The following is a 14,731-nucleotide window of genomic DNA, read 5'->3' on the forward strand; positions in this document are numbered from 1 at the left end:
TGAACGAATGAAAGCATTTGAACGACGGGATCTAATTATTAAAGAGCTTTACAGACAGAAGAAGGTCCATGTCGCAGAGCTAGCGCAAAAATTCAACGTCTCGGAAGAGACCATTCGGCGGGATCTAGATAAACTGGACAAAGAAGGTCTTGCCAAAAAAAATTATGGTGGAGCCATTCTCAACGCCCATACCAATGAAGATCCTTCCTATACCAGCAGGCATCAGGTCAATATTGAAGCGAAGCGAATCATAGCCGATAATGTACTGCAATTAATCAATGATGGAGACAGCTTGGTGACGGATACGAGCTCAACGGTGTTTGAAGCCTTGCGTAGAATTATTGAGGAGAAAAACAATCTGACAATTATTACGAACTCTCTGGTGGTATTATCTGAATTTCAACACTCCGGTCAAAAGCTGATTTCCACAGGTGGAATTTTAGGCCCCGAGACCAGCTCCTTTGTTGGAAATACCGCTTCACAGACAATTCGAAAATATAATGTGGATGTAGCCATATTCAGCTGTAAAGCATTGTCCATGACAGGCGGTCTAAGTGATTCAAATGAAGAAGAAAGCGAACTGAAGGTGCTTATGCAGCAGCAGGCGAATAAAGTGGTTCTGCTCGTAGATCACTCCAAATTTGACCGGACCGCGTTCATTAAGTTGTTCAGCTTTGATAGAGTGGATTATATCGTTACAGATCAGAAGCCTTCTGAGGAATGGATCGATTTCTTAAATAATTACCATGTATCTCTTATCTATGCGCCCGCTGAGTGATCAGTAGGTGCATAGATAAAGAGAGATAATGACTTTATAACTTAATTGTTTAAAAGACCACTTTCCAAAACGACCTTCAGCCATTCCCCAGCAATCAGATCATGCCCGGCAGTCGTCGGGTGAACGCCGTCCCACAGCCAATAGGCTGCCTCTGCTCTCTCTGCAGCTGCGTTAAAAGCATCCTGTAGAGGTACATAAACTGTATCAAATTGCTCAGACAGCTGCTTAACCACTCCCTGATAATGTCTAATCTTCGCTTCCCATTCTGTCCACTGTTCAGCTGGAGCTCCGGTATTTAAAATAAAAGGCTCACATAAAACCAGCTTCGTATGTGGCAGAACTTCACGTGTTTCTTCAAGTACGTGACGGTAAGCGCGTTCAAAACGGTCCGTAACTCCACTTGGTTCCCCTTTCATCATTCTCCAAATATCGTTTACCCCAATCAATATACTAATGATGTCAGGCTGCAAGCTAATTGCATCTTCATTCCAGCGTGCATATAAATCGGAGATTCGATCTCCACTCACTCCGCGGTTATAGAATACCAGATTTTCTTCTGCCCGCTCATTCCCTAGCTTGCCTCCGATGATATACGCATAGCTATGTCCAAGAATATGATTCGGGTCTTCATCACGACCTCGATTCCCATCCGTAATGGAGTCACCCTGAAATAAGATCACTTTTGATTTTTTAGTAGCTGGATTAGTCATTGAATCTTTCATCTCCTTGATTACTAGTATATTAATCATTCAACTTGAATGTCTCCTATAATACAAGTAAAGTTATCATATAGAATACAAGGAGGAAAGAGAAAAATGAAATATAGAAGACTAGGCAATTCAGGGCTCAAAATCAGTGAGATCGGACTAGGCAGTTGGCTTACATATGGAACCGCAGCAGAGCAAAAGGCAGCCGATGCTTGTATAAGCAAAGCTTTTGAATGCGGTATCAATTTCTTTGATACGGCTAATGCATATAACCGTGGCGAAGGCGAAAAAGCGATGGGTGCTGCTCTACGTTCCTATGAAAGATCATCTTATGTGCTAAGCACAAAGGTCTTTTTCCCCATGGGAGACGATGTTAATAACCGTGGCTTGTCCCGCAAGCACATTATGGAGCAATGTGAGGCCAGCCTCCGCCGCTTAGGCACTGATTATATTGATGTATATTATTGTCATCGCTTCGATACAGAGACCCCTGTAGAGGAGACTCTACGCGCACTGGATGATCTGACTGCTCAAGGTAAGATTCTCTACTCCGCTGTTAGCGAATGGAGCGCAGCCCAAATCTCCAATGCTGCTGGTATCAGCCGCAGACTGAATCTGCGTCCACTGATCTCGAATCAACCTATCTATAATATGTTCGAACGTTATATTGAAGACGAGGTCCTTGAAGTATCCCAGCGTGAGGGGCTGGGCCAAGTGGTCTTCTCTCCACTAGCGCAAGGAATTCTGACTGGCAAATATAAACCGGGGCAACAACCTCCAGCAGGAACCCGTGCAGCGGATAATTCAGTTAATGGTGTAATCTCCAGCTACCTCCGTGATGATGTGTTGTCCGTGGTTGGACAGCTGGTTGAACTCGCTCACAGTTTAGACCTGAAGCTGTCGCAATTGGCATTGGCTTGGATCCTGCGCCAGCCTGGTGTAAGTTCAGCATTAATTGGTGCCAGTAAGCCAGAACAAGTTGCAGAAAACGCCAAAGCTGTAGATGCGGTACTCTCCGCTGATACTTTACAGCAGATCGAGGAGATTCTTAAGCCAGTAGCTGATTTTGCTCCTGCAAGATAACCTATTGCAAACTTGCCATATAGTACACAAAAGAGGTTGTGCCAAAAGCCATCACCATGGCTTAGGCACATCCTCTTTTTCTTTAAGAAATCAATTTAGACTCTTCGGCTTGTTCAGAAGCCTTATGGATAAAAGGCTCCAGTGGTTTCTTGAGGAGTAATGCCAGCAAGAGTGCCAGCACACCGAAGATAATCAGATAGATCACATCACGAATCGCCACTTCTGGCAGAATTCCCCCAACCGCCTCCCGCATCAGACTAATTGCATAGGTAAACGGCATATACGGATTTAATATTTGAAAAAAACGCCCTGTCGTACTAATCGGAAATGTACCGCCGGAGCTAGAGAATTGAAGCACCATGAACACGATCGCTATTCCTTTTCCCAGGTTGCCAAATACAGCGACAAGCGTAAATACAATGGTTACGAACACGATGCTGATTAACACTCCAAAAACTACAAACCACACCTTATTCACCACATAACAATGCAGAATAAAAATGTTGCCAAGGACAGCCACCAGCCCCTGAAGAATTCCCACCGTAAGGAAGGTCAGCAGGCGGCCAAAATACAATTGATATCTTTTGTACGTTAGCCCACCCGTATCCACACCTGTGCGGAGAAGGGAGACAAGCAGTGTGCCTCCGACCCATAAGGAAAGTACGACATAAAAAGGAGTCATTGCCGAGCCATAATTCGGAATGGGATATAACTTATTCTCTTTTAACACTACCGGATTGGCCAAAAAATCACTTTTGCTCTTAATATCTCCTCCGAGCAGTTGTGCAATCTCCCCCAGATCAATCTCCTCTTTAATTTGGCGGATCGTGGAAGCGGCTTTTCGAATCGAGTCTTCCAGTACTGGAAGATCATTTCTCACCAAATCTGCGGCAAGCGCCACTCCTTTATCCGCACGGGGGAGTCCTGTACGAATCAACTCCGAGACCTGATGAACCCGCTCTTCTACAGTAGGCAGATCCTGACGCACGAAGTTCGCAGCTTGCTGTATCTTTTCCCCTGCAGTAGGCAAGCTACTCTCCAATAGCGGAAGTGTATCTCGGATGAAGGCACCAAAGCCCTGGGTCTGATCGGCAACCCCACTGGCTGCTGTGTGGACCGCTTCGCGTATAGCTGGCAAATCCTGCTGCAGACTAGCTAAGCTTGTCTGCCCAAACTCAATCGCCGACACTGTCTCTTCCAGCAGGGTACCCAGCGCGGGTAAGCGATCTGGCACCTGCTGCAATGCGGTGGCTGTGACATCTGCCGCCGAAGTTATTTGCTCCAGTGTATTTTTTATGGCAGGGATTGTCGACGAATCATACCCTGAGATAAGCTTCGCAATCGCCAGCTTCCCAAGACCAGACTTTAGGAACAATTGGTTAATTGCACTGGAATCAGCGTTATCCTTATTCTGAACGTCAGCCGCCATAGCATTTACCAAGGACTTCTGACTGTTCAAAACACTGTCTACACCTTTCAATGCTGCAAGATCAGCAATAGACACTGTTTCAGGTGAAAATGTGTTCAATGCATTTAACATAGAAAGTGTGTGTTCAATCACGCTGCTTCCTGCAGCCAACTGTGCTGAGAGTACCTCCAGCTGCTCACGTACAGCTTGCGGCTCGTTATCCTCTCCCTTTAACTGTTCAGCAAGCTTGACCACTGAGTTCTCCGTTTGCTGTAGGAGATTAAGATTCTGTTTGATAGCTGCTGGAACAGCTTCAAATGCAGCACTGCTCTTCTCCAAAAATTGTTGAAGTTCCAGAACAAAATCATTTCCGGCAGTGGCAATCTTTTCTGCCTCAGGCAGTGCTGTTAAGGCAGCATTAACGATTTTATGCGCTTCCGTAAGACCTTGCGAGGCCTGAGCCATGATCTGTTCAACTTCACCATAATGGTTATCAAGTTGAACGATTAGCTGTGCTGCTTCTTCAATCTTGGGCAGCTTGTCCTGTAGCCCCCCTAAATGATTTAAGGTACTCGCGATTTGCGGCCAATGCTCAGCAATTTTCTCTAAAGCCTCACCCGCTTTTTCCACCTCTGGCAGCTTATTCTCCAATGTGGAAATACGCTCTGCTGAAGCATGAATCTGCGGCCAATTTTCCTGAATTTTCAATACACGTTTACCTGCGGTTTCAATTTCTGGCAGGCTCGCCTCTAATTTAAACAATCCTTTTTCTACCTTGCGTATAATGGGCAATTCAGATTGAAATTCCTTATCGATTTGACTTAAAACAGTAAATACCGTCTCACTAATCGTTTCCGTGAAATTCTCACTGATCTGTGTGGTGATTGAAGTGGCGCCCTTATCCGTGATTTTAGGAGCAATCGCATTTATTTTCTCATTGACGGTATATTCGATCTCTGGTTTCACAATCGTTCCTTCAAGAATTCCAGTCATTCGTTTGGAGAAATTAGCAGGGATAACAATACTGGCATAGTAGTCTCCGCGTTTGACACCATTATGTGCAGTCTCTGCATCTACAAAGGTCCAGCCCAGGTTTTTATTGCTCCGAAGACTTTCCATGACCTCATTCCCGATATTAAAATCCTTCTCCTGTACCTTAGTACCTTCATCTAAGCTGGTAACTGCAATTTTAATGCCAGAAGTATTGCTATAAGGATCCCATACTGACGCAACGTTCACCCAATCATACACGGAGGGCAATACCACCAAAGCGGCAACCAGCAATACGGCCACAGGAACTCTGAATAAGTTACGCCAATCGTTCCTATAAATCCGTAGTATTCCGCCCATTCGCTGCTCCCCCTAATCTGCATGTTTTGATATTTTAATATGCCCGAGGAGATAAGCTTTTACTATTCATTTTAGGGAACTCGTGACTTCTCATTGCTTTTTAAAAAAACTTTTAAAAAAATGCAACAAAAACTGCTCATTTCACGTAAAGAGTAATATATAACCCGTTTAAGAAAAAACGGAGCGGGTAATAAGTTTTATACAACGTCTTACATATCTCAAGGGGGAGATTAATAATGTTTAAGAAAAAGTCAGCGTATGTGTTACCGGTTGTTGTTCTGTTGTTTCTTTCCCTCATTACTTCTGCAAGTACCGTTGGAACACGGGTAGATGCGCAAGATAGTGACAAGACCCAGCATCAAACAGTTTACTTTCATACTATTGAATCCGACCATGGCAAGCTCTCCGGTACGACCGATGAAATAAACTGGTATCAGGGTGCTGATGCCGATCGAATCTTTGCTGAAAGAGATCCAGAAGCTGCAGCAGAAATCGGCGGAGCTCCAGACAGTTATTATATTGTAAATGATGTTGATACTCTAACAACTTATCCGATAGCGGATAACGCCACAGTGACGATGCAAATTTTTGATCACACTGGCAACATGGAAGACTTGGATATCAACTGGAATGAGTCCATCACCTTACAGCAATTTATGGATCAATTTAATAATACGGATGTCATCGACTTGAGCCAGTTCCCGTATCACATCACCATTCAGGACGGCGTAATTACTTCGATCGTTCAACAATATATACCTTAAGGTGCAACATAAGAAAGAGGGTTACTCAGCAGCCATCTACATGGCTTATGAGTAACCCTCTTTTTTATATACTCAACGAATTATTGTTTAGCAGCATCCTTAACGGGAACCCCAAAATTCGGCGTACCATCTTCATTCCAATGGAAGACTTGAGCACGAGTATGACGGTTCGGATCATACAGCGGATCGCCAGTAATTTCTTTATAATTGCGGCAGTGGTAGATGAGTACATCTTCCCCATTTTCATTTACAGTAAAACTGTTATGACCCGGACCATATTGTCCATTCTCTTCGTGGGTCTGGAATACCGGTTCCGGCAGTTTGGTCCATGAAGCGGCGTCCAGCAGATCGCTGTCTTCATCCGCAACCAAAAGTCCCATGCAGTAATTGAAATCCGTAGCGCTAGCCGAGAAGCTGATAAAGATACGGCCGTTACGTTTAAGCACTGCAGCTCCTTCGTTTACCTTGTACCCAATAATTTCCCAGTCATATTCAGGAGTAGCAATCATCGTCTGAGGACCCGTTAGCGTCCATGGATTATTCATTTCAGAAATATACAGATTAGAATTCCCCTCAATATTCAGGTCCTTCTGTGCCCATACATAATACAATTTTCCTTTGTGCTGGAAGGTGGTTGCATCCAAAGCGAAGGATTCCCAAGCGGTTTTCACCTGGCCTTTTTCTACCCATGTTCCTTCTAAAGGATTGGCAGATTCATTCTCAAGAGCAAACATACGGTGATCAAATAATCCATCCTTTGTCTCCGTAGTACGCGCCGCTGCGAAATAAATGTACCATTTCCCGTCAATATAATGGAGCTCTGGTGCCCAAATGTTTGCACTAAGCGGACCCGTCTCATATTTACGCCAAGCTACAGCCGGTTCTGCAGCAGCCAATCCCTCGATTGTTGTTGCTCTCCGCACTTCGATCCGGTCGTATTCTGGGACAGAAGCAATAAAGTAGTAATAACCATCTGTATGTTTATATACCCATGGATCAGCACGCTGCTCCACCAATGGATTTTTATATTCTACACTCGTATTCATAATCTCTCTCCTCTATTTAAACTTTAACAATACAGAACCATGCTGTGGAAGAGTTTGAGAAATACCTTCGTTAACTACTTCCAAATCGCGGCTCTGCCATAGATCACGTATAGTACTAGGAATTGAAACATTAAGCTGCTCGAATGATACCTGAAGCGTTAATGTTTCATCGCTAAGATTAAACAAAGCTACATAATGGTTACCTTGTTCATCCTCAGATGTCCAGATCGCATGCTCCTCATTTAGCGCTACCTGTCTGCCGCCTTTACCATAACGATGCAGATGAAGCACTTCCTTATTGGTCAATAAAGATAATGTCCAATCATCATTGTCCCGAAGTTCTCCTCCAAACATTAACGGGGAGCGGAAAATACTCCACAGTGTCATCATGGTGACCTGCTCGTCATGAGTAAACCGCGTGAACCGGTCTCCCCCGCCATCTACAGAACGAATGCCCAGATGACCTAACGGCAGCATGTCACAATCCGGCCAATGGCCCGGCTGCACATAAGGAGCCCATTTCTCACAGCGCTCAAACATCCCGCGCAGCAAATGCCAATGATCCCAGTAATCATCGGTCATTCTCCAAAGGTTAGCGTGTCCGGCTAAGTGTTCAGCCTCTTCCACTGGAGCAGGTCCAGGCGAAAGACTGAGCACCATCTCGCGACCACTGCGGTCAATAGCCTTACGGATCATAGCAACTTCTTCTTTGTGGTATCCATAAATGCGAGAAGCGGCAATATCATCCACTTTCACATAATCCACACCCCAACTGGCATACAACTGGAACAGCGAGTCATAATACGCCTGACTGCCTTCTTTTGAAGCATCTACTCCATACATGTCCGTATTCCATGGACAAATAGAATTTGGGTGAGCCACATCGCGTGCGGTTTGCTCAGATCCTAGTATGGCACTGGCCGCATGAGCAGCCTGACGCGGAATTCCGCGCATAATGTGTATGCCGAATTTCAAACCCAATCCATGCACATATTCAGCGAGTGGCGCAAACCCTTTGCCTCCCGCTGCGGAAGGAAACCGGTTCTCAGCAGGTTGAAGTCTGGAGTACTCATCCATAACCAGCGGTACAAAGTTGCGATACTGCGAAGAATTCGCTCCAGGCTCATACCACTGAATATCCACAACTACATATTCCCAACCAAAGTCCTTCAAATGGGTAGCCATATATTCTGCGTTGCCTCTTACTTCTTCTTCATTTACACTGGCTCCGTAACAGTCCCAACTATTCCAGCCCATCGGGGGCGTAGCAGCTAACAAATTTTGTTTGATGATTTTCACGTCCTTTTCAAAAACTTAGTATTCAATCCCAGCGAGGTGCCGAGGGATAAGGGCAAGTAGAGTCCTGTAATCTTGTTCTCACCTCTACGAGGCAGCCACAATAACGGCAAGTGCTACCAAATTGCAGGCCAGAGCAATCTCGGCAATGTTCAATACGCTGCAAATATTGCTCCTCCGGCGCTAAGGGTCTTTCTCTAGTGGCTATTTCTATTAAACGCTCCAGTTTTTCTGGGCTTATTCTCATGTTCTCATCACAGCTTTTGCAGCGACGGTTTTTTTCTTGATTCTCTGACATGATATTATTCCAGAGTCAAGACTACTACAGAAGCAGGTGGAAGCTCGCAGCTCAGCTTTTCACCCGATAAAGATGCACCCTCAAAAGCTACTGGAGTAACTGTATCCGGTGCCTCAAACGTATTGTGCGCACCCAGCACGGAATGCGTTAAGATCTGACCTGTCACTTTGCTAAAGGTAACCTCTTCAATACCAATACTTAGCGATGCGCTGTCATTATGGCTCAAGTTACAGAGAGAAACATATACTTTGCCATTCGTATCGCGAGAAGCAGAAACGCTAATCTGTGGAATTGTTAGCTCCCCAAACGTATAATCAGGGCTCTCAACAGTTACTTCAAGCAGTTCATTATCCTGATGCTCTTTGTACATTTCAAATACATGATAGGTAGGCGTTAGAATCATCTTGTCGCCCTCCGTCAGGATAAGAGCCTGCAGTACATTGACCACTTGAGCCAAATTCGCCATTTGCACACGACTGCTATGCTTTTGGAAAATATTCAGCGTTACCCCTGCTACCAATGCATCTCTGAGTGTATTCTGCTGATACAGGAACCCCGGATTCGTACCAGGTTCATTTAAGAACCAGGTTCCCCACTCATCTATAATCATTCCAACCCGCTTATCCGGATCATATTTATCCATTACCGCTGAATGTTTGGTAATCAGTTCATCCATATGCAAGGTTTTTTGCATAGTCTCAAACCATTCGGCTTCGTCAAAACCTAAAGCGTAACGTTTCTCTTCCCAGCTTCCAGGAATCGTATACGAATGAAGACTGAGACCATCCATAAACCGTCCAGCTTCGCGCATTAGCACTTCTGTCCAATTATAATCATCAACGTTGGCGCCACCAGCGATTCTATAGATCTGATTTTCACCATAATTACGCACATATGTCTGGTAACGTCTGTACAAATCTGCATAATATTCTGGACGCATATTGCCGCCGCAGCCCCAGTTCTCATTACCTACACCAAAATACTTCAACTTCCACGGCTCTTCACGCCCATTTTCACGACGCCAATCCGCCATCGGTGATTCGCCTTCAAAGGTCATATATTCAACCCACTCCGACATCTCCTGAACAGTGCCACTGCCAACATTCCCGCAGATATATGGTTCACAATCCAGCAACTCACATAATTCAAAAAATTCATGAGTCCCAAAATGATTATTCTCGACGACACCGCCCCAGTGCGTATTCACCATCCGCTTACGGGTTTCTTTTGGACCGACGCCATCCTTCCAATGATACTCATCGGCAAAACAGCCCCCCGGCCAACGAAGGACAGGAATATTAACTTTTTTGAGTGCTGCTAGGATGTCGTTGCGAAAGCCCTTGGTGTTCGGAATCGGCGAATCTTCCCCCACATAGATCCCATCATAGATACATCTGCCCAAATGCTCGGCAAAATGACCATATAGATACTTGCTAATCTTATTAATTCCTTTACCTGCATGTAGCTTGATAGTAGTCATCTATTCTCTTCTCCATTCTTTTGCTTACCCCAGATGGAAATTCCATTTTCATTTAATCCAGTAAATACAAGGGTCTGAGTTTCTTTCTCCCAATCCCATGACGGAAGCAATTGCACCTTCTCTATCCGGCCTTTACCCTCGATAACGTCATTCCAGACCAAGGTCAGGACTCTGCGTCCATCAAAAGACCAGCTTCCCTTTCCATTCGCACCTTCCAGCTTAAAGTCAGACGATAGACTTATGAGGGTAGACTGAATCTGGCCATCCACTGAGGGGTCCATTACAATCCATTCCCACTGTCCTGCGATTAGCTGTTCTGGAATATCCTGTTCCACTTCACCCGCATACCGTTCTGGAGATACAACAGGCCAACCATCCTCTGTCCACAGAATTCGACGAACCTGTAAATAGGACCAATGTTTATCGATTTCACCACGTGCATGATGAACTATATAATAGCTGCCATCCTCATGAAGAACTGAGTTATGGCCGGGAGCAATCCAACCTGGATCTTGTCCAAAGCGATAGCCACCCAGTATTTTATTGCCGACCTCATATCGGGGTTGATGCGCACTATCACTCATATCTCGTCCGTTATAATCCACATATGGGCCGGTAATAGTATCTGCACGAGCGACACGAACGTTATAATCCTCAAACAGGGAGTCATAGGAGACGAACAAATAGTATTTTTTGAATTGCTCGTTATACACTATGTACGGTCCTTCAACTGCTCCATCTTTAATGGTGTTATCCCGTTTAGCGATCAGCGTACCAAAACCTTCTTGCTTCGGTTTGCCCGTTTCCGCATTCAGCTCAATGATATGAATTCCACCAAAAAAAGAACCATACACCATCCACATCCGTCCATCTGCATCCGTAAGCACATTTGCATCAATCGCATTCAGTGAATCTTCAGCACGCGTCTGAATCACCACACCTTCATCGGTCCAAGGTCCCTCAATAGAAGATGAAGTTTGAAGTCCGATTAGCGATTGTCTACTTCCAAAAGATGAGGCCGAGTAATACATTCGATACTGATCACCGTATTTCACCACATCGGGTGCCCATAAATTAGTAGCCCCTGCCCATTCCTTCGCAACTCGGGGAATTCCCGGCAGCGCATAATGAACCCATTCCCAATGGATAAGATCCTGTGATTTTCGAACCATTACGCCTGGACGTAATTCTCCTCCGACTCTTATATCGGTAGAAAAAACATAGTAACCCTCATCTGTTTTAATAATGCCTGGATCATGTGTGTTGTGAAGCGTCCATAAAGACTCAATATCAATCACTGATAGATCATACATTGGCATGTTCCCTGGGGAACATGGAAAGACAAGATCTGTTGTCTTTTTTACCATTAAATTATCACCTCAGAAATAGCAACAGATTGAGCAGCAATAAATATTAAATTTAAAATGAAAAAATATGTATTCGCTTACAATATAAAATAACATATATAAAAAGCCTTGTAAATATATTTCTATAAACCTTTTTATGTTTATATGAAATTAAACTCGAAATAAATGAATTATGGCGAAATAATCGTCTTTTTCTTTAGTTTAATCCTTTGTTTGTTTAAATTTTACTAAATTAAAAGAAAATCATGCCAAAAATCCCTCTTATATTTGACCATTCTACAAAATAAGGAAGTATACTTTATTTATATGCCTTATTAGTTTATAATTTTATAAAATAGTATAATTTATGACGTAATCGGAAGAAGGTATTGATAAAATGATCTATATTAAAGATTTAATGAGTGGATTAGAAATTTTCAAGGCACTAAGCTCAGAAATCAGAATCCTCATTTTAGAGCTCCTTGCCACCAATCAAGCCTTGAACCTGAATGAAATTGCCAAAAAACTGAACCTCAGCAACGGCGCCATTACCATGCATATTAAAAAGTTAGAAGAAAGCGGTCTCATTGAGATAAACACATCAGTGGGCAAACACGGTATTCAAAAGGTCTGCTATTTAAATAAGGACAAGCTTATTGTTGACCTTCGCAGCAAGGATGTTGATAATCTTTACGAAGTAGAAATTCAAGTAGGTCATTACAGCAACTATCAGGCTGTTCCAACTTGTGGATTGGCTACCAAAGATAGCATCATCGGGGATTTCGACGAGCCGCGTTATTTTGCAGATCCGCAGCGAATTGAATCCGAAATTATTTGGATGGCTGAAGGGTTCCTCGAATATAGAATTCCAAACTACCTTAAAGCCAACCAAACGTTCCGCGAAATTCAGTTCTCGATGGAGATCGGCTCTGAAGCTCCTGGGTCTAACGATAACTATCCGTCCGACCTTTATTTCTATTTAAATGGAATTGAAATCGGATTCTGGACTAGCCCTGGCGATTTCGGAGATACCCGGGGAACTTTTAACCCCGATTGGTGGCCTCCGCACCTAAACCAATACGGCATGCTGAAGCTGATCCGTATCAATAATGAAGGCAGCTTCATTGATGGCTGTCGGATTTCTGATGTGACCCTTGATGATATTCAATTGGATTACAAAAGTGAACTCACATTCCGTATCGCAGTAACCGACAAGCCTACAAACAAACGTGGACTCACGATTTACGGAAAACATTTCGGCAATTATAGCCAGGACCTACTGGCACGTGTGTTGTATGATGTACATGAAGTTGGAGAGGGCCTCCCTCGTAACGCTGTTATAATAGCAGAGTAACCAACCCTGATTTAAATAAAAAGACCCTAAATTCAGCTAACGCTGATTTAGGGGTCTTTTTGAGCTTCGTATATTTTTTCGATATTGAACCATAATAACTTTGTCTCCCAAACCACCGAGAAGGAGTGTTTCGAATGCGTGAAGGTCTAATTCCCGCTGTTCTTGGAACCGTCGTAACCGCTTCTAGCGCCGCTTTTCTTGGAAGCAAGTATAAGATGGCAGCAACAGGCGTACTTGGATTTGGTCTGGCTCATGTCGTATTGGGTGCCATTGATCTGTTTGAGCATCGGTAAGGATTGGAAGATGCCGGGTGGTATGAACACTGCCCGGTTTATTTTGTATTTATTATGTTGGCGCAATTACAAGCTGCTCCAACGAATGAAGTCATAAAAACAGCGATTCTCCTGATATCGGAGAATCGCTGTTTATGTTTGGGTCGCTGGCTGGTTACTCCAACCTTGTCTCCATCATCTCACGTGTATCTCACGTGGCTTACGTATCTCACGTGGCTCACGGACCCAGATGACGTTATTTGCATATTTTTAGCCCTTGGAGCATGTTTTCGGACTCCAGTGACGCTATCCCTTGGAAAATGACCAATATTGGACGTTTTTCAAGCCAATAGCTGCAATGGAGTCCGATAGCACCCAAAATATTAGCAAATGCTGCGTATAAGGTCCGCTGGGTCCGATAGCTAGTACTAATACGGATATCTGATGGTAGTTGTGCATGCATGTTGTTGGATAGTGAAAACCTACACGCATCCGTAAAGGGCGATGCATGAGCATTCGAGAGCGAGAACCTACACGCTTCCGCAAAGCGGCAATATATGAGCTTTCGAGAGCGAGAACCCACACGCTCACGCCAGCGGTAATGCATGAGCATTCGATAGCGGAAACACACTTGTTTCCGGCAGCGTCAACCTAGGTGCTTCCAACAGCAGCATTCCACTCGCTTCCGCCAGCAATCAGCTAAGGTCAAAAAAGGGGCTGTCCCAGCAGCTATTTTCATAGCTTATGGGACAGCCCCTCTTAGCATTTTGAATATTTATTTTATAGCTACATAAAATAATCGTTCAGCATCATCTTCTGCCTCTACCCACTCGAAATCGGCATAGATCTTCACATCACTAAACCCAGCCTTAAGCAGCTCTTCCTTCATCCAGTTAGGATCGTAGGCACGCTGAATATGGGTCTCTTCGAATCGGCGATAGCGATCGCTGTGTCCGTCTTCACGGGCAAAAATGGACAGATGATGTTCAATTTCGCGGCGTGGAACATCCATCTCACAAGTCCAAATATAAGACACAGATGGCTCGTCCAGAATAAAGGGCTGTTCTTCTTCATAACGAATTAGTGTGTTTGGATGATGCACATCGAACAGAAAGGTTCCGCCTTGCTTTAACCCTGCATAGGTACTGGCAAAAACAGCGCTGATGTCATCCTCTTCCAACACATAATTCAGACAATCACAAAAGGAAATCACAGAATCCACCAGCTCGGGAAGCTCCCATTCCTTCATGTTTTGTCTAATCCAACGAACACTGCCTTCACGCAAAAAGCGCCGTCCCTGGGGATGCTCCTCCATTTTGCGCTGTGCCACTGAGAGCATGTCAGAAGATAAATCGATTCCGGTCATATGATATCCTGAACCCGCCAAAGGAATTGTAATACTCCCTGTACCACAGCCAAGCTCGGCTACAGTTAACGGCTTGCCGTATTTACTCCATGCGGCTTCAGCAAAGGATATCCAATCTGGATACGGCATATCTGCCATAAGCTCATCGTATACATAAGCAAATTTCCCATAGGAAGACACAAT

13 protein-coding genes are annotated in these 14,731 nt (G+C 44.3%); 5 read left to right on the plus strand and 8 right to left on the minus strand.

The window, feature by feature from the left end:
- Nucleotides 1-7 precede the first annotated feature (7 nt).
- Nucleotides 8-778, plus strand: a complete 771-nt coding sequence (locus MKY63_RS02750; RefSeq protein WP_036675683.1) for a DeoR/GlpR family DNA-binding transcription regulator — start codon at nucleotides 8-10, stop codon at nucleotides 776-778.
- Between the two features lie 41 nt (nucleotides 779-819).
- Here the strand turns inward: MKY63_RS02750 and MKY63_RS02755 are convergent, their stop codons facing one another.
- Entirely contained in the window at nucleotides 820-1,527 is a 708-nt protein-coding gene (locus MKY63_RS02755) for an SGNH/GDSL hydrolase family protein (protein WP_076215872.1), read from the minus strand.
- Between the two features lie 66 nt (nucleotides 1,528-1,593).
- On the opposite strand from MKY63_RS02755, the gene MKY63_RS02760 reads away from it, so the two are divergent.
- Nucleotides 1,594-2,568, plus strand: a complete 975-nt coding sequence (locus MKY63_RS02760) for an aldo/keto reductase family protein (protein ID WP_036675684.1) — start codon at nucleotides 1,594-1,596, stop codon at nucleotides 2,566-2,568.
- A gap of 82 nt (nucleotides 2,569-2,650) precedes the next feature.
- Here the strand turns inward: MKY63_RS02760 and MKY63_RS02765 are convergent, their stop codons facing one another.
- Nucleotides 2,651-5,326: a YhgE/Pip domain-containing protein gene (locus tag MKY63_RS02765; RefSeq protein ID WP_076215863.1), complete on the minus strand. Its 2,676-nt coding sequence runs from the start codon at nucleotides 5,324-5,326 to the stop codon at nucleotides 2,651-2,653.
- Between the two features lie 236 nt (nucleotides 5,327-5,562).
- On the opposite strand from MKY63_RS02765, the gene MKY63_RS02770 reads away from it, so the two are divergent.
- Nucleotides 5,563-6,090, plus strand: a complete 528-nt coding sequence (locus MKY63_RS02770) for a hypothetical protein (RefSeq protein ID WP_038569473.1) — start codon at nucleotides 5,563-5,565, stop codon at nucleotides 6,088-6,090.
- Between the two features lie 80 nt (nucleotides 6,091-6,170).
- On the opposite strand, the gene MKY63_RS02775 is transcribed toward MKY63_RS02770, so the two are convergent.
- The 5 genes from MKY63_RS02775 to MKY63_RS02795 are packed head-to-tail and all read right to left on the minus strand — an operon-like array spanning nucleotide 6,171 to nucleotide 11,577.
- Nucleotides 6,171-7,136, minus strand: a complete 966-nt coding sequence (locus tag MKY63_RS02775; RefSeq protein WP_076215859.1) for a family 43 glycosylhydrolase — start codon at nucleotides 7,134-7,136, stop codon at nucleotides 6,171-6,173.
- Nucleotides 7,137-7,148: 12 nt separating this feature from the next.
- Nucleotides 7,149-8,426, minus strand: coding sequence for a glycoside hydrolase family 27 protein (locus MKY63_RS02780; protein ID WP_076106163.1), 1,278 nt, complete (start codon nucleotides 8,424-8,426; stop codon nucleotides 7,149-7,151).
- Between the two features lie 31 nt (nucleotides 8,427-8,457).
- On the minus strand, nucleotides 8,458-8,730 hold the full coding sequence (locus MKY63_RS02785; protein WP_076101283.1) for a DUF6171 family protein: 273 nt from the start codon (nucleotides 8,728-8,730) through the stop codon (nucleotides 8,458-8,460).
- Nucleotides 8,731-8,734: 4 nt separating this feature from the next.
- Nucleotides 8,735-10,210 carry an alpha-N-arabinofuranosidase gene (locus MKY63_RS02790; RefSeq protein WP_076215856.1) on the minus strand — a complete coding sequence of 492 codons (1,476 nt, stop codon included), beginning with the start codon at nucleotides 10,208-10,210 and terminating at the stop codon, nucleotides 8,735-8,737.
- Complete coding sequence (locus MKY63_RS02795; protein ID WP_339811470.1) at nucleotides 10,207-11,577, minus strand: arabinan endo-1,5-alpha-L-arabinosidase; 1,371 nt, start codon at nucleotides 11,575-11,577, stop codon at nucleotides 10,207-10,209. The genes MKY63_RS02790 and MKY63_RS02795 overlap by 4 nt, the downstream gene beginning before the upstream one ends.
- A gap of 376 nt (nucleotides 11,578-11,953) precedes the next feature.
- Between MKY63_RS02795 and MKY63_RS02800 the strand changes: the two genes are divergently transcribed.
- Both MKY63_RS02800 and MKY63_RS02805 read left to right on the plus strand, forming a co-directional pair.
- Nucleotides 11,954-12,910, plus strand: coding sequence for a winged helix-turn-helix transcriptional regulator (locus MKY63_RS02800; protein WP_036675692.1), 957 nt, complete (start codon nucleotides 11,954-11,956; stop codon nucleotides 12,908-12,910).
- Between the two features lie 134 nt (nucleotides 12,911-13,044).
- The gene (locus MKY63_RS02805) at nucleotides 13,045-13,203 is read left to right on the plus strand and encodes a hypothetical protein (protein WP_036675694.1); all 159 of its coding nucleotides are present in this window, start codon (nucleotides 13,045-13,047) and stop codon (nucleotides 13,201-13,203) included.
- A gap of 754 nt (nucleotides 13,204-13,957) precedes the next feature.
- Here MKY63_RS02805 and MKY63_RS02810 read toward each other — a convergent pair.
- Nucleotides 13,958-14,728 (minus strand): class I SAM-dependent methyltransferase, encoded by a 771-nt coding sequence (locus tag MKY63_RS02810; protein ID WP_038569469.1) that lies wholly within the window; start codon nucleotides 14,726-14,728, stop codon nucleotides 13,958-13,960.
- Nucleotides 14,729-14,731 lie beyond the last annotated feature (3 nt).

The organism is Paenibacillus sp. FSL R7-0189 (assembly GCF_037969925.1).
Lineage (GTDB): Bacteria > Bacillota > Bacilli > Paenibacillales > Paenibacillaceae > Paenibacillus_AQ > Paenibacillus_AQ odorifer.

What these genes read in the sequence shown, in the direction of transcription:
- MKY63_RS02765 (WP_076215863.1), bottom strand. Translation starts at nt 5,326, where the DNA reads ATGGGCGGAATACTACGGATTTATAGGAACGATTGGCGTAACTTATTC.
- MKY63_RS02750 (WP_036675683.1), top strand. Translation starts at nt 8, where the DNA reads ATGAAAGCATTTGAACGACGGGATCTAATTATTAAAGAGCTTTACAGA.
- MKY63_RS02760 (WP_036675684.1), top strand. Translation starts at nt 1,594, where the DNA reads ATGAAATATAGAAGACTAGGCAATTCAGGGCTCAAAATCAGTGAGATC.
- MKY63_RS02785 (WP_076101283.1), bottom strand. Translation starts at nt 8,730, where the DNA reads ATGTCAGAGAATCAAGAAAAAAACCGTCGCTGCAAAAGCTGTGATGAG.
- MKY63_RS02805 (WP_036675694.1), top strand. Translation starts at nt 13,045, where the DNA reads ATGCGTGAAGGTCTAATTCCCGCTGTTCTTGGAACCGTCGTAACCGCT.
- MKY63_RS02800 (WP_036675692.1), top strand. Translation starts at nt 11,954, where the DNA reads ATGATCTATATTAAAGATTTAATGAGTGGATTAGAAATTTTCAAGGCA.
- MKY63_RS02775 (WP_076215859.1), bottom strand. Translation starts at nt 7,136, where the DNA reads ATGAATACGAGTGTAGAATATAAAAATCCATTGGTGGAGCAGCGTGCT.
- MKY63_RS02795 (WP_339811470.1), bottom strand. Translation starts at nt 11,577, where the DNA reads ATGGTAAAAAAGACAACAGATCTTGTCTTTCCATGTTCCCCAGGGAAC.
- MKY63_RS02770 (WP_038569473.1), top strand. Translation starts at nt 5,563, where the DNA reads ATGTTTAAGAAAAAGTCAGCGTATGTGTTACCGGTTGTTGTTCTGTTG.
- MKY63_RS02755 (WP_076215872.1), bottom strand. Translation starts at nt 1,527, where the DNA reads ATGATTAATATACTAGTAATCAAGGAGATGAAAGATTCAATGACTAAT.
- MKY63_RS02790 (WP_076215856.1), bottom strand. Translation starts at nt 10,210, where the DNA reads ATGACTACTATCAAGCTACATGCAGGTAAAGGAATTAATAAGATTAGC.